Raw genomic sequence first — 15067 nt, 5'->3', positions numbered from 1 at the left:
ATATGGCCAAGAGCAGGTACGCCGATGCCACCAAGGCCGCTCGCAGGGCCGCGATGTCTGCCCACAAAGTCACGGCTGCGGCGAATGCTGGCAACGCCGACGCGTCCGCGCAGCCGACTGCCGGTGCTGCCACCGAGCCCGCCCGTGACGCCCGTCGCGACGAGCTCACGCACGTGGACGCCAAGGGCGAGGTGCGTATGGTGGACGTGTCCGACAAGGCCGAGACCCATCGCATTGCCATCGCCGAGGGCACCATCCTCATGCACCCCGAGACGCAGGCCATGGTGCTGCAGGACCGCGCTAAAAAGGGCGATGTGCTTGCTTGTGCGCGCGTGGCGGGCATCATGGCCATCAAGCGCACGAGCGACATCATCCCCATGTGCCATCCGCTGCTCATTACCAAGAGCAAGTGCGACATTGCGCCCATCGCTCCGGCGGGGACGCCGGCCGAGGACGTGCCCGAGGGCTGGGCGCCGGCGCGCGTGGACGGGCAGGTTGGCTTTCACGTACTGGTTACAGCTGGTGTGACGGGCAAGACCGGCATCGAGATGGAGGCCCTGACCGGCGCGAGTGCCGCGTGTCTGACCATCTATGACATGTGCAAGGCCGTCGATCGCGGCATGGAGATCGTCGACGTGCGCCTGCTGCACAAGGAGGGCGGTCGCTCGGGCGTGTGGGATCGTGCCGAACGCCAGGCCGCTACTGTTGAGGCCGTGGGAGCCGCGGGCAATGCACCCGCGGGCACACCCGTCGCCGTTGCGCCCGCAGCTCCGGCACCGGCCGTTCCCGCGATCGCGTTTATCGGCTACCAAAACTCGGGCAAGACCACACTCGTCGAGAAGGTCATCGCCGAGCTCACACGCCGCGGCCTGCGCGTAGGTTCGCTCAAGCATCATGGGCATCATGGCTTTGATATCGATGTGCCCGCTAAGGATACGTGGCGCCATCACCAGGCCGGATCCAAGCACGTGGGACTCATCTGCGCCACGCGCTGGGCGGAGTACGCCGATACGCGCGAGGAGGACGAGATGCTCGCGCGCGAGCTGCTGTCGCGCTACAACGATGTTGACGTGGTGATCATCGAGGGCTACAAGACCGAGGGCTTCGACAACATCGTGGTGGCGCGCTCCGGTGTCGACCGTCTGCGCGGCAAGAGCTCGCTCGATCTGGTCGACGGTCACACGCTGGCCCTTGCCTGCAACGAGGCCCTGGCGCGTCAGGCCTTCGACGCCGGCTTTGCGACCCGAGCCATCAACATCAACGACGCCCGAGCCATCTGCGACCTCATCCAAGATCATCTGGCCTAAAACCTGCCAAAAAGGGACAGGTTTGTTTTGGCAGGTTTTATCTGGGCAGACGTCACTTCCACCACAAAGGGGCCAGGCACCTTTGTGGTGGTTTTTGCTTTGGTAGATGTGTGGGACATGCCTTACAATCTACCAAGTAGTTCATGACGGGCGAAAAACGGAGAAAAGGGGCTTGATGCGTCCTTAATGTTTCATGCGGATTGATTGATTTGACAGACGGTGGCGAATGCCCGCCGTCCGCATTCGTATGAAACAAGGAGTCTCCATGCTCGCCTCCCTTTTCTCAAAGCCTCAATCATCGCTGTCCGCGCAGGCCAAGCGCCTGGTGGCGATGCGCTTTCTCATCTACACCGGTTTTCAGACCAGCTACTTTATCGGCGTCATCGGAACGCTCACCTATGCGGACGGCGCTTCGGTCGTCGCGACATCGCTGGCCGTCCTGTTCATGAACGTTTTCGTGATCCTGGGATCCTTTGCGGGCGGTGCTGCGCTCGATGCATGGGGTCCGCGCCGCCATTTCTTGCTGAGCATCGTCGGTGCTCTTGCAACTGGCACGGCAATCATCGCCTTTGGTAGCGCGACCGGCGTCGTCCTGCTCGGCGCGGTGTTTCTGGGCTTTGTGATGGGATTCGCCCAGCCCATCGCCACGTCCTATCCGGCCTACCTCACCGACGATCCTGTCGAGCTCAAAGACATCAACTCCGCCATCGCCATGTTTTCAAACGTGAGTATCATCGTTGGCCCCACGCTGGGTGGCTTTGTCGCGGCTGCTGCGTCGTCGCGCGCGGTGTTTGTTCTCATGATGCTCTTTACCGTGCTGGCGTTTATTGCCGGCTGGGGCTTTAGACCGCAAGCAGTTCGCGTCGCCGCGCGTGAAAGTACTCCCGCGGACAGCAGTACAACGGCAATCACTGCCAGCCAAAGCCCCGACCCCAACACATCTTCCCGCGTCACCTTCGCGACCAGCATCAAGACAGTCTTTACCAACAGCGTCCTTGCCCTGCTGTTCTGCATTATTTTCCTTTCAAACTTTGGCTACGGTGCCTTCGACCCGCTGGAGTCGTTCTTCTACCGCGGTGTCCTGCACGTCGGTGTCGAATGGATGGGCTGGCTCTCGTCGGCCAGCGGTGTGGGCGCGGTGCTGGGCGCCGTGGCCGCGCTCCGCTTGCCGCCGCACTTGGTCAACCTAAAAACGCTGCTCGTGGCACTTATGTCCGTGGGCCTGGGAAGCCTGCTCTATGTGGGGACGCCGTACGTGGGTGTGGCCCTTGTCGGTCAGGTCGCCCTGGGCATAGCTTGGGGTGTCGTCAACCCGTTCCACAACACCATCGTGCAAACGACGGCGCCGCTCGAGCAGCTTGGTCGCGTCAATTCGGTCATGGGCTTTGGCAATATGTTCGCTGGCGTGGCCCCGCTGGCGATTGCTCCGTGGCTGGCGGCGACGTTTGGCGTGCAGCAGACGCTCATCGGAGCAGGCATGGTCGTGACGGCAGTCCCCGCGGCGTTGCTGCTGTTTGGGCGCCGGCATTTTGATCGTGCCGCAAGGCAGTAAAGACCATCACAACATTCGATGAAAATCGCGATTTTGCCGAAAAACATCGAATGTTGTGATGGTTTGGCCCACAAACGCCACTTCCCCCACAAAGGGGGCCAGGCACCTTTGTGGTGGTTTTTGCTTTGACGGGCCGCGCCTGTGCCTTGGTATACCATGTACGCCGTTTGCGAATACACCCCACACCGCCGCACAACTCAGAAAGGCCCCCATGGACGCCACCTTCAGCCACATCAAAGCCGTGTTCTGCGATATCGACGGTACGCTGCTCACGAGCCGGCACACGGTGTCCCCGCGCACCGTGGCGGCGATCCGCGCCCTGCGCGAGTGCGGCGTGCTCTTTGGCCTGTGCACCGGGCGCGACGCCCACGCGACCGAGGCCATGTACGAGCTCTGGGGCATCGAAGGCTTGGTGGACGTGCTCGTGGGCTGCGGTGGTGCCGAGGTCATCGACCGCGCGCACGACATCAACGAGCTGAGCTATCCGCTGTCGGGCGAGACCATCGCGCGCATCTGCAAGCACATGGCGGACCTTCCGGCAACGCCCGTCTGCCCCCGAGACGGCGTGTTCTACGTGCCCGAGAGCAACGCGTGCGTCGAGCACCTGTCGCGCGTCGACGGCGTGCCCTACCAGGTGGTCGATTTTGCCGAGTTTTTGCGCGAGCCACAGCCCAAGGTGATGTTTACCATGGCGCCTGAGGTAATGCCGCGGGTGATTGAGCGGGCGTCGACGTTTGCCGATAACACCGTTAAGGCGGCGGCTCTGCAGACCACGCAGCGGCTCTACGAGTTCATGGATCCGCGCGTGTCCAAGACGCGCGGCCTGGTGCGCGTGGCAGAGCTCAACGGCATGGAGCTCCAGAACATCTGCGTGTTTGGCGATGCCGATAACGACACCTGCATGGTGGCTGACGCCGGCGTGGGTGTGGCCATGGCAAATGGCAGCGATGCCACTCGCTCCGCCGCCGATTTTGTAACCGCGAGCAACGACGAAGACGGCATCGCGATCTTTATCCAGGAGCACCTGCTGTAGCACCGGGGAAGAACCACCACAATAGGTGGCAGGCATCTTTGTGGTGGCCTCAGGCGATTTGGGCGAATTGCTACCTAGAATCTGCACGAAAATTCAAATATAGTTGTCTGAACATCATGCTTCTAACCATCGGTGGGTTAAAGATATTCTCATCAGTTTGGTAGGATATTCCTTCCGGTTAATGACCTACCGCTCACGGTCGATTTTCGACCGTTCACAGGATGTTTGCTCTTGAGCAAAAGGTTGTGCAAATAAATAAAATGCTATTAAAAAACTGATAACTAACTTAATTACCGGTAGAAACAAAAAATAGATAGCGAATAAACGAAGGTAAATCTGAGTAAATGTCAAGAGAATTAAGAACTTGCACAAAAATGTCGGTTTTGCTGCTCAGATGTTTAAACAATCGTTATAATTGCATCACTTAGCGAGCGCAATTACAGATTGCGCAGATACGTTTGATAGGGAAAGAGCAAGATCGCGGTCTCTTGGGGAGGAGACATCGATGAAAGCGAATTCAGACAAATCTAAGCAGAGTAAAAAAGCGACGCGCCGTGTACTGGCAGGCGTTTTGTGCGGAGCCTCCGTTTTGAGCCTGGTACTGTCGCTCGTCATGCCCCCGATCTCGCAGGCCATTGCCAACGATGCCCAGGCAGCTCCTACCGAGGAAACTGTGATGGGGGGGGGTTCTTCAAGTGAGTCTACTGATGTAGAAAACACTACTAACGGGGATGCCGAAAACCAGAATAGTGATGATGCCGAGGATGACGCGAGCGAGGATACCGTCGACGCAGACTCGGCTGCTGATGGTGCGGAAGCCAAGGGTGCGGATGACGGTGCTAACGGCGAGGGCGCAATCTCACTTGCTGCAGAGAATGAACCGACTCATGAAATTAGCAGCGGGACAGATCTGAAGTCAAAGCTCCTTAACAAGGATCTACGCGATGGAAACGGTGCTGCTACTTTTAAGCTAACTGCCGATATTGAGTGCGACGATGAGATTCGGCTTGAAGGGGCAAACACCAAGATCACCTTGGACTTAAATGGCTTCAAGATTAAGCACGATAGTAGTGCCAGTCCGTTGTTCGATGTTGCAGATTATGCGACGCTTACGGTCATGGATTCCGGGAAAGTACCGGAGAAAGTTGCCGACGGCCAGCAGCTGCAAGATAAGGACGAGCACCTGACACCTGAAAATTATGGCAAGACGGCAATAATGTCTTATGACGGTAATGAAGTTCCGGAAGATCTTACCTATTACGTAACCGAATCGGCTGCAAGTGGTGTAGGTACCACTGAGAAGATCAAAGAGTACAAGGCGACTATTAAGGGTGCAATTGTTGGAGTCACCAAGAACTCCAAGATGAGGCTCATTAACGTTTACCAACATGGCACGTTTAACCTCGAAAGTGGCGCTATTACGCAGAAAAAGGACTGCAACGTCGGCAACCTCATCTATGCCGAGAACGGCTCTGCCGTCAATATGAGCGGCGGATACGTTTGCGGCGCTTCCGGCTCGGGTGACGGCGCGGGCATTATGGTATCCAACGAGAAAGGCGACGTCTCGACCCTTAAACTGACTGGCGGCGTCATTGCCGGCAACAGCGCTAATAGGGGCGGTGGTGTGTATGCCCGTTATTCCGAGGTTGCCATAACTAATGGCATAATCTCCGGTAATAGCACACTCGGCGCGGGACTCGGTGGCGGCATTATGGCCGAGGGCGGCATCGTGACCGTTTCTGATGGCTATATCACGAATAATAGAATGGCTAAGTTCTGCGGCCACGATGGCTGGGGTGACCATGGCGGTGCTGGGCTTGCTGCCAATAACGGCGCCCATGTCACCATTTCCGGCGGCCAGATTACTGGCAACTATTCCGAGGAAGCCGGTGGCGGCGTTTACGTTACCGATGTGGATCGAAATGAGGAGTCTTCTCGTTCTGGAATGGCGTGGCTGAATATCACGGGAGGAATTATTGCCTCTAATGTGAGCAACCGATCCGAGGGTGCCGGCATTCGTGTGGGCCAGATGGTTGACGCGATGATTAACGGAACTACGAGCAGCAAGGTCTACATTACGAATAACCATTGCATGTCTCGCTTTGACTGGGGCGGCGGCGGCATCTTTGTCCAGGGAAACTCGAATGCGGGTAAGGAATATACTGCTGGTAGATTATTTGTATACAACTCGTACATTAGCAGCAATACCGCCGGTGGCTATGGTGGTGGCGTTGCAGTCTGCCCGACGGGCAAGACGCTGGTGACGAACACTGACGGCACTGCAATCTTTGGCAATATATCTGCTGGCGTTGAGCACAATGCTGCTGGCGATGAGCACAATGCCAACGGTTACGATCCGGCAACTAACAGTGGTAATGAAGGCAAGCCCCATCTTTCAAGTGGCGGTAGCGAAAAGAATCAAGATCAAGATGCATACAACTCGGAGAAGTTCCGCGAGAACGGCCATGCCGATTTCTTCCTTGCGGCAAAGGATGGCCATAAGGAACCGCTTGCGGCAATAATCGGCAAGATGCTCGGCGGCGGAGACGCCAAGTATTCGGGAAGCAAAGAGCTCAAAGAAGCTATAAAAATTCCTGCCGATGGCGGCGTGCAGATTTATCGGAGTATCGGATTGACTTCGGATGTTCATGTTGGCGACGCTGAAGCAAATAATGCACAGGCGGCTGCTACAACCTTCATCACGGGCAACTATTCCTGGGACCATGGCGGCGGCATCATGTCGAACGGCGACCTGTACCTAGGCGTGCCTGCGGATACGTACGTCTACCCAAGCCTTAAGCTAAAGGCGTCAAAGGCGCTGAAAAATAAGCAAACCGAAAAAGAAGAAATGCTCACAAAAGATCAGTTTTCTTTCGCGGTTTATCGCAAGGATTCGGATACTGCGACGGCGCCTTCTTGGAAAAATGACTCTTTCAGCGATGGTGACTGCACCTTAGTCGGGTCTGCCAAGAATGACGCTGAAGGTAACATCACGTTTGACCTTGGTGAACAGTTCGTAGATAAGACTGTTGTGGCTAACAAGATTACATACTACTTGGTCGAACAGACCGGTGGAGACTCTGACATTGAGTACGACCACACTGTGTACGAGATCGAGGTGCAGCTCACGGACAACGAAACTTTGCTCATGAATGTGCCGAAGAAGGATGATTCAAGTCAGAACGTTCCGCTTTACGTCCATAACTATACGATTACAAGCGTGAGTGCGACCAGGCGCTCCGGAGGTTCAACAAAAGCGCTGGGCATTATGGAAAGAGACGGCGAAGGCTATTATTCGATTATCGACTCCAACGCGGAAAAGACCTTCACCAACAAGTACACTCCGTACACCTCCAGCGGCTCCTGGACTCCTAAGGCGACTAAGGTCGTTAAGGGTGGCGAGATGAAGGAGTTTACGCTCGAGTTTGCGAATAACCCGGACTTCAACAACGCTCAGACGGTTAAGACTTGGGTCGATGGCGACAAGTCCCAGACGCTTTCGTTCTTAAATGCGTCTGGTGAGGGGATTAAGTACTCGCTCTCTGATATCACGAAGAATCCCTTCACTGCCGGTGATCCTACGGGCCGTGGCGCTTCCAAGACCTTTACGTACTACGTGTGCGAGAAGAATGAAAGTTCGATTTTCTCGCATTACAAGTTCGATCAGTCGGTCTATAAGCTTGACGTAACGATGACGGATCAGAAAGATGGCACGATCGCTGCCACGAATGTGACCTACACCCAGACCAAGGACGCTGACGGCAACCCCATCGACGAAGCCGTTCAAACTCCGGTGAAATACAACGACGGATCCGATACTTCTAAGCCGACCTCCATCCCCACCTTCATCAACACCTACTCCACCTCTTTGCCCCTTTCTGGTATGTCGGGCGTCACTCTGACGTACCTTGCCGGCGCGGCGATGCTTTGCGTCGCTGCGGCCTGGATGCACGTTCGTCGCAAGGCGAGCGCGAAGGGAGGTGAGCGTCGTGAATAAGAAAGTTTGCTCCTTCCCGATCTTGTTTGCGCTGCTTGCCCTCCTGATCGGCATCTGCGCGGTTGTGTTCCCCGCATCCGCGCAGGCCGCGCCGAGTACGACCGGATCCATCACGGTGGGCGGTACCGTGGCGCGCAGCTACAACGCCTACCAGATCTTTAGCGCCAACGTCATCGATGACGACAACGATGCCAAAATCGCCACCGACCTTGTCTGGGCAAGCGACGCCGTGCGCGACGCCGTGCTGCCTGTGCTGCATAGCGCTGGTATGCCCAATTCCCAGACCACCGCGCAGGAAGCTGCCGAGCGGCTCAACACCGATTCCCACCTTACGAGCGCGCTGAGCGCACAGCTCGCTCGTTCCCTCCGGAGCTCTGGCGCCGTGTCCGTGGCCCTCAACGCGGGCACGGCGGCCGAGCTGCCCTGTGGCTACTGGCTCATCGTCGCCGACGACGACGCCATCTCCCAGAACGAGGCCGGCACCGCGCCGGTCATGGTTCTGGTCGGCGGCAGCGCCGTCACCGTCAAGCCCAAGGCCGCCACTCCCAAGGTGGCCAAGCATGTGCTGGAGGACAGCACCGCCGCCTGGGGCAAGGCCGCCGACGCCACGGTCGGCGACGACCTGTACTGGCGCCTCTCGGCCACGATTCCCGCGGGTCTTGCCGCCTACGACACCTACGCGGTGCAGTTCGTCGACACCATGAGCGCGGGGCTCGACCCCTCCAAGGTGGCCGCGAGCATGCGCGTATACGTGGCGGCGGGCGCGGACGGCGGCTTCGACGCCGTCTCGACCGGTAAGGACGGCCGCGTCGGCACCGAGCCCGCGAAGGGCTGGACCGACATCACGGCCCAGTGCGCCACCAAGGTAGCGGCCGACGGCAAGACCTTCACCGTGCGCACCGGCGACCTGGTCGCCGCGCTCGGCGGGGCCGACGCCTTTACCGCGGGCGCCCGCGTGATCGCCGTGTACAACGCGCCGCTCAACAGCGCGTGCAACCACGGCATCGCGAAGGGCAACCCCAACGAGGTTTACCTGCGCTACCCGCGCTCTCCTCTTGCCGACCAGTCCGGCGACGCCGGCTTCACTCGCACGCCGAGCGACGACGCGTGCGCCTACACCTGGGATCTCGCACTCACCAAGCGCGGCAGCGACGGCGACAAGCCACTGCCCGGGGCGGTCCTGAGCATCGCCGACGACCGCGGTCGCACGCTTGCGGCCGACGGCACGTGGGATGCGCAAGGCAAGGCCACCGTCACCACGGGCGAGGACGGCCGCGTGACCGTCTCGGGCGTGGACTCGGGCAAGCTGGAGGTCCGCGAGCTCAAGGCGCCCAAGGGCTACACCGCCTTTGAGGGCACGCGCTCCGTGACGGTCAAGGCCGAGGGCCTGGACGTCGACCAGGTGGCCGCCGCCAAGCCTAAGGTGACCGTATCGGCCGAAAGCCCTCTGCGAGTTGATGCCGCCGATGCCGGGAAGGGTTTAGTCGAGTTGTCGGTGCTTAACACCCCAAGTAACGAAGTGAGTCGAGGCTTTATGCCCTCGACGGGAGATAGAACGTTGGTGTTGGTAACGGCTTTGGCCGTCATCGGAGTAGTGGCTATTGTCGTCGCGCTCGTCATCAAGCGGGGAGGAGGTCGCCATGATAAATAATTGTCCCCCCCCCCTGCTCAATGGCGTACTGCCTCCGTAGCGAGTGGCGCGCAGGGAAATACGCCTGCTGGCTTTTGATGATGACGTGAATTAAAGCAACCTCCAAGAAAGAGGTCCCAACATGAAAACATCCAAGAACATCGCACGCCTGGCAGTAACCGCCGGCCTCACCGCAGCGCTGAGCTTCGGCGGCGTCATGGCCCCGGTCACGATGGCGTTTGCTGCGGAGGGCGGCAATAGCATCATAATCAGCCAGGTCGAGGGTAACGAGAGCACCAAGTTCAAGGCATACCAGATCTTTAAGGCTACGGTGACCGACGCTGAAAACGGCGGCAAGACCGCTCAGAACATCACGTGGGCAAGCGATACGGTTGGCGAGAAGGTGATTGATGCCATTACGAAAGACTGGAAGGGTTATGACAGCTTGGAGGCTAAGGACCAGCTGTCTGACAGTCCTACGGCCCAGGAAGTAGCCGACTTCCTCATGGCACATGCGGGTTCCACTACTGCAGGATCAACATCGACTGATGGAACGCGAATCGCTACCAACAATGTTCTCTACGCAGTTGCGAATGCCGTTAAGAGTGAGAATCCTGCCTCGACTAACATCGCTACTGGTGTTTCTTGGACTCCTGATCCGGCGAATGGCAACGGCTACTACCTGTTTGTGACCAACGGGGATAGCCTGGGTGCTACCAAAAAGAACACCGGCACGTCCCCGATCTTTGCGGTCGTGGGTGGTAGCGTTGTGACCGTTTATGAGAAGACCAGCGTCCCCACGGTTGAGAAAAAGATTCTTGATGATTCTAAGGTGACGGGCGGTGCCATTACTGGGGTGGCAGAGGCCAATTGGAAGGACGCTGCCGACTCCCAGATTGGTCAAAAAGTGAACTATAAGCTAACCGGTACGATTGCAGATAACTACGCCAGCTATGACTCTTATTCCTATAAGTTTAAGGATACGCTGGAGAAGGGTCTTGACTTCGTCGATGACTCGCTTAGCGTTTATGCACTGAACGGTGATGCATATACCGAGATTGCTCCGGCTAGCTACGCTGTGACTAAACCCACTGATTCCAGTCGTGACCTGGTAGTCGATTTTAGTAAGGGCGAAAAGGGTCTGAAGTCGGCCACCGCGAAAAATGTCGGACCGCTTACGATCGATGCCAACACCAAGATTGTTGTCTTCTACGAGGCAAAGCTCAACGCAAAGGCGGTTATTGCAGGGGACAACAACAAGCTGGAGGGCAACCCCAATACTGTTACGCTCGAGTATTCTAACAACCCCATGGTCGCAGGCACTGGCACCTCGGCGCCCGACACCGTCAAGGACTACACCTACGGCCTCAAGATCAACAAGGTCGACCTGGGTACCGAGAAGGCATTGAAAGATGCTAAGTTCACCATTACAACTAACGGTGACGAGAAAAGCACAGAAGTTAAATATGTCACGAAAGACGGTGCTCTGAGCGACGACATGGTCGAACTTTCGACGGGCGCCGATGGTGTCATTAAGCTTACCGGTCTCGATGCTGGCGTCTATACGGTCACGGAAACTTCTGCTCCCGATGGTTACACTAAGGTCGAACCCTTCACCTTCGAGATCAAGCCGACCATGAGCGCCAATGATCCGGACACTGGTCTTACTGCGCTCTCTGGCACGCTTGATAGCAAGAACCAGAGTGACAAGGTCATCGCTGGCCTTACCGATAAGAATGCCGGTGATAACAAGCTAACGGCGCAGGACGGCTCGGAGAAGGTCACCGATGGCTACTTCAATATCACCGTTGGCGATACCAAACAGGTTGGCCTCCCGCTCACCGGTCTCAACGGCGTGACGTTCACTTGGATCGCTGGTGGCGCGGTGCTGTGCATCGGCGTGGCGCACCTTATCCGCAGCCGTAAGCAGGCTGAGGAGTCCGAGCAGGAGTAACGCTCGCTCACCCATCCCTTTGGCAGGTGGGATGTGATGGCCATGAGACTTGCGGACACTTTTCTCGTCCATCCACGTTCTTGCTTTGCCATTCTCTTTTCGGGGCAGACTCCGCACTGGAGTCTGCCCTGTTTTTTGGGACAACGCAGCCAGCCTCCACCGTCCGATGCGGGCTCGTTCGTCATCGCGTTTCTTGACTCGTATGAGGTTCGGTTTAAGGTCCGTAGGCGCACGCGCGGTGCGGACGGTAGAAGGCATTTGCGCCGCAACAAGCGCAAATAAGAATGCCCGGGGGTCGGATCCCGGGCATTTAACAAAAGCTGAAAACTAGGCCGCCCGCGCTCCTAAGTACTTACGCGGGGTGCGTCGTTTTCTGTTGACATTGTATCCCGAATCGCTTCGCCGATTCGGGACATTTTGAAAACGCAAATGCTGGCTTATGCACGAACGGTATCTCATTAATTCCGAAAATTATGTATAATTCCAATACAAACTGGAATCGAACGAAAACAATGGAAATGAACGAAGCGCTAATCTACTTACAAGAAGCACTAGGCCTTTCCGCCAAGACCAAAACTTGGCCTGGATCCGCACACTTGCCGCTGCATCTGCGGACGATTGAGGTCCGCGCTGTTGACGCAAACGGTTTTTCGTTTTTGCTTGCAAGTTTGCCTACTGGCGTCGGGCTTCCCGAGGCTAAGAGAGTCTATAGTCAGCTAGCCTTGCGCGCGGAGACTCCTGTTGTCGTTTCGTTTCCTGATGCCGATGCACGTCAGCGCAAAGCATTGATCGCACAAGGGATTCCCTTTGTCTGCCCAGGCAGACAGGCTTTTCTTCCATTTATGGGCACAGCCTGCACGGAGAGGGGCGGTGCCCGGCCTCGCAATCACGCGTCCAAGATGTCACCCAACGCACAGGCTGCCGCAATCTGGGGAGCAGCCCAGGAGCCATATCGTCCCTATGACCTTTGTCGTGCGCTTGGGATCTCGGCAAGCCGTGCGAGTGAGGCCATAACCGAGCTTGTCGACAGGGGACTCGCGAGGCGCGAGCGTTGCGAGCGACGTGTCGTCGTGCTCCCTGTTGCCGTTGATCTTCTGCTTAGCGAACACATGGCAGAGCTCTCCTCGCCTGTCTCGAAGGTCTTTTTTGCAAGGAAGACGCCGCAGATCGACTATCTTGTTGACGCCGGGGAGACGGCGCTCGCTGCGCGTTCGATGCTCGCTGCGCCGGGCATGGAACAAAAGGCCGTCTTAAGGAGTGCATGGCGTCAACTGAGCGACCTCGAAGTCGCAGACGGGGAGTTGCCGGATAACGACACGGCGATGATCCAAGTGTGGCGCTATGCGCCCGTGTTTGCCGACTCCTCCCGCGTCGATGACATTTCGCTTGCGCTATCTTTGGCGGCAATCGACGATGAGCGAATTCAGCTCGAAGTCGATCGCATGTTTGGAAAGGAATATCCATGGCAAGAAGCGCTGTAGAAGGTCTCCAAGAATTTCAGCAGCATATGCAAGAAGCTGCAGGATCGTATGCCCTTATCGGCGGCACGGCATGCGACATTTTGCTCGCGGAGGCGGGACTTCCGTTTAGGATGACTCACGATTTTGATGTGGTAATTGTCGCCGATGACCGGTTGCCTCAGACGGCAGAAGCTATATGGACTTTGGTGCGTGATGGCGGTTACCGCTGCGGCTGGGGCGAAGGCAAAGGCTCATGTTTTTATCGGTTTACAGAGCCTAAGAGGCCGGGTTACCCCCATATGATCGAGCTCTTTGCGAAGTGCCCCGACTTTCTAAAGGGTCGTGAGGGGATTGATGTGGCACCAATTCACGTTGATGAAAACATAAGCAGTCTTTCGGCAATTTTGTTGGACGATGCTTACTACAGCTTGTTCCTTCGGGGAATTCGGACCGTAGGCGGCGTTTCGGTCCTGGGTACGGAATACATTGTCCCGTTCAAAGCGAAGGCGTATCTCGACCTAAAAGCTAGAAGGGAAGCGGGGGAGAACGTTGATTCGAAGAAGGTAAAAAAGCATAAACGCGATGCGCTGAGGCTTGCTCAGCTGCTTGGCGAGTCGGAAGGTGTCGACCTGTGCGGAGAACTGAAGGACGATATGCTTGCGTTTGTTAAAGATTGTGAGGTGGGCGACGTCAATCTGAAACAGATCGGGGTTGTGGGCGCAACGATGGTGCAGTTGCTCGAGACGATGAAAGCAACATATGGCTTGATTGGTTGAGTGGGGTTACGTGGCCCGGACGGTGCAGTCTAACTGCGTTACCCGGCGCGGAAGCTCGCAATTCGGCTATTATTTGTTTAGACAACTTGAGCTATAGAGGAGTGACCGGCGATGGTGCAGGGCGCCAAACATATGAAGAGCAATAACGTCGCGGCCAACGGCGGCTCAAGCCCTCAGCCCAAACCTCAACCAAAGCCCAAGCGTCGCCGCAAGCGGCTGCCGCGCTGGGCCGACCGGCTCATCACCATCGTCATCATCCTTATTGGCGTGGGCCTTATGACCTGGCCGTGGATCTTGGACCGGCTCGAGGCCTCGGGCGTGTTCAACCAGATCAGCACCGTGTCCAGCACCGTGGACGCGCTGTCTGCCGAGGAGCGCGAGCGCATCCTGCTCCAGGCACGCTCCTTTAACGAGCAGCTGGCGGGCGAGGCCACCGAGCTCCCCGCCGACCAGATCGAGCCCTATGCTCAGCAGCTCATCTTTGACCGCGACCCCATGATGAGCTGGGTCGAGATCCCCTCCATCGACGTGAGTATGCCCATCTACCACGGCACGAGCGAAGAAGTCCTTATGGCGGGCGTCGGCCACCTGGAGGGCACGAGCCTGCCGGTGGGCGGCACCTCGACGCATTGCGTGCTCACCGCGCACTCGGGCATGCGCAACCTGAGCATGTTCGACTACATCCATTCGCTGGAGCCCGGCGACCTGGTGCTGATGCACACTATGAACAAGACGCTCGCCTACAAGATGGTGGACTCCGAGGTCGTGTTGCCCGAGGAGATGGAGTCGCTGGCTATCGAGTCCGGCGCCGACAAGGTGACGCTCGTCACCTGCACGCCCTACGGCGTGAACGACCACCGTCTGCTGGTGCATTGCGTGCGCACTAAGTACAACAAGAAGGACGTCGACAAGCAAAAGTCGCTGGCCGGCCGCCACTGGGGCAAGCGCGAGTTCGCCGTGCTCATTGTGGTCGTGGCCATTGTGCTGTTGCTGCTGGACATCGTGATTCACGCGGTCCGCAAGCGCCGCAAGGCCAAGGCCTCGGCATAAGACATTGTTCAGAACCACCACAATGGGGACAGGCACCTTTGCGGTGGTCGGGGCTTCCAAACCATCACAACATTCGATGAAAATCGCGATTTTGACGAAAAGCGTCGAATGTTGTGATGGTTATCGTTGTGGGCGGGACGGTTTCCATTGTGGGAGGGACAGTTTTCGCTACGGACGGTGCGGTTTCGCTGCGGAACCGTTGGCCCGCCGCCTGCCAGCCCGCCGCCCTCGTTACGTTTTCGCTGCATTTGGGTAAAGCGCCTGCTCCAAGCCGGCGCTGCCCTGTATACTAGAGCGGTTTATCTGTT

General features: G+C 57.5%; 9 protein-coding genes. All 9 read left to right on the top strand.

Going from position 1 to position 15067, the window contains the following annotated elements; all coding sequences use genetic code 11:
* Positions 1–2 precede the first annotated feature (2 nt).
* The 9 genes from mobB to DW754_RS01240 all read left to right on the top strand — a co-directional run bounded on the left by mobB (position 3) and on the right by DW754_RS01240 (position 14759).
* Positions 3–1307, top strand: coding sequence for a molybdopterin-guanine dinucleotide biosynthesis protein B (mobB, locus tag DW754_RS11225; protein ID WP_117758195.1), 1305 nt, complete (start codon positions 3–5; stop codon positions 1305–1307).
* Between the two features lie 265 nt (positions 1308–1572).
* Positions 1573–2859, top strand: a complete 1287-nt coding sequence (locus tag DW754_RS01285; RefSeq protein ID WP_158561597.1) for an MFS transporter — start codon at positions 1573–1575, stop codon at positions 2857–2859.
* A 211-nt stretch (positions 2860–3070) separates the two neighbouring features.
* A complete protein-coding gene (locus tag DW754_RS01280) occupies positions 3071–3892 on the top strand; it encodes an HAD family hydrolase (protein ID WP_117758193.1) in 822 nt (273 codons plus the stop codon).
* 505 nt (positions 3893–4397) lie between these two features.
* Positions 4398–7889, top strand: coding sequence for a Spy0128 family protein (locus tag DW754_RS01275; protein WP_117758192.1), 3492 nt, complete (start codon positions 4398–4400; stop codon positions 7887–7889).
* Positions 7882–9540, top strand: coding sequence for an isopeptide-forming domain-containing fimbrial protein (locus DW754_RS01270; RefSeq protein WP_117758191.1), 1659 nt, complete (start codon positions 7882–7884; stop codon positions 9538–9540). Before DW754_RS01275 ends, DW754_RS01270 begins: the two co-directional genes overlap by 8 nt.
* A 121-nt stretch (positions 9541–9661) precedes the next feature.
* Entirely contained in the window at positions 9662–11473 is a 1812-nt protein-coding gene (locus DW754_RS01265) for an isopeptide-forming domain-containing fimbrial protein (RefSeq protein WP_117758190.1), read from the top strand.
* Between the two features lie 512 nt (positions 11474–11985).
* The gene (locus DW754_RS10860) at positions 11986–12954 is read left to right on the top strand and encodes a MarR family transcriptional regulator (protein WP_147336361.1); all 969 of its coding nucleotides are present in this window, start codon (positions 11986–11988) and stop codon (positions 12952–12954) included.
* Complete coding sequence (locus DW754_RS01245) at positions 12936–13709, top strand: hypothetical protein (protein WP_117758187.1); 774 nt, start codon at positions 12936–12938, stop codon at positions 13707–13709. Before DW754_RS10860 ends, DW754_RS01245 begins: the two co-directional genes overlap by 19 nt.
* A 132-nt stretch (positions 13710–13841) precedes the next feature.
* Positions 13842–14759, top strand: coding sequence for a class C sortase (locus tag DW754_RS01240; protein ID WP_158561596.1), 918 nt, complete (start codon positions 13842–13844; stop codon positions 14757–14759).
* The last annotated feature ends 308 nt before the right edge of the window (positions 14760–15067 follow it).

Origin of the sequence: Collinsella sp. AM29-10AC (assembly GCF_003469085.1) — a bacterium.
GTDB lineage: Bacteria > Actinomycetota > Coriobacteriia > Coriobacteriales > Coriobacteriaceae > Collinsella.
The sequence above is the reverse complement of the archived record's forward strand: the minus strand, read 5'-3'. Positions and strand labels throughout refer to the sequence as shown.

Coding starts and splice junctions, on each gene's coding strand:
- mobB (WP_117758195.1), top strand. CDS start 3: ATGGCCAAGAGCAGGTACGCCGATGCCACCAAGGCCGCTCGCAGGGCC.
- DW754_RS01285 (WP_158561597.1), top strand. CDS start 1,573: ATGCTCGCCTCCCTTTTCTCAAAGCCTCAATCATCGCTGTCCGCGCAG.
- DW754_RS01280 (WP_117758193.1), top strand. CDS start 3,071: ATGGACGCCACCTTCAGCCACATCAAAGCCGTGTTCTGCGATATCGAC.
- DW754_RS01275 (WP_117758192.1), top strand. CDS start 4,398: ATGAAAGCGAATTCAGACAAATCTAAGCAGAGTAAAAAAGCGACGCGC.
- DW754_RS01265 (WP_117758190.1), top strand. CDS start 9,662: ATGAAAACATCCAAGAACATCGCACGCCTGGCAGTAACCGCCGGCCTC.
- DW754_RS10860 (WP_147336361.1), top strand. CDS start 11,986: ATGGAAATGAACGAAGCGCTAATCTACTTACAAGAAGCACTAGGCCTT.
- DW754_RS01245 (WP_117758187.1), top strand. CDS start 12,936: ATGGCAAGAAGCGCTGTAGAAGGTCTCCAAGAATTTCAGCAGCATATG.
- DW754_RS01240 (WP_158561596.1), top strand. CDS start 13,842: ATGAAGAGCAATAACGTCGCGGCCAACGGCGGCTCAAGCCCTCAGCCC.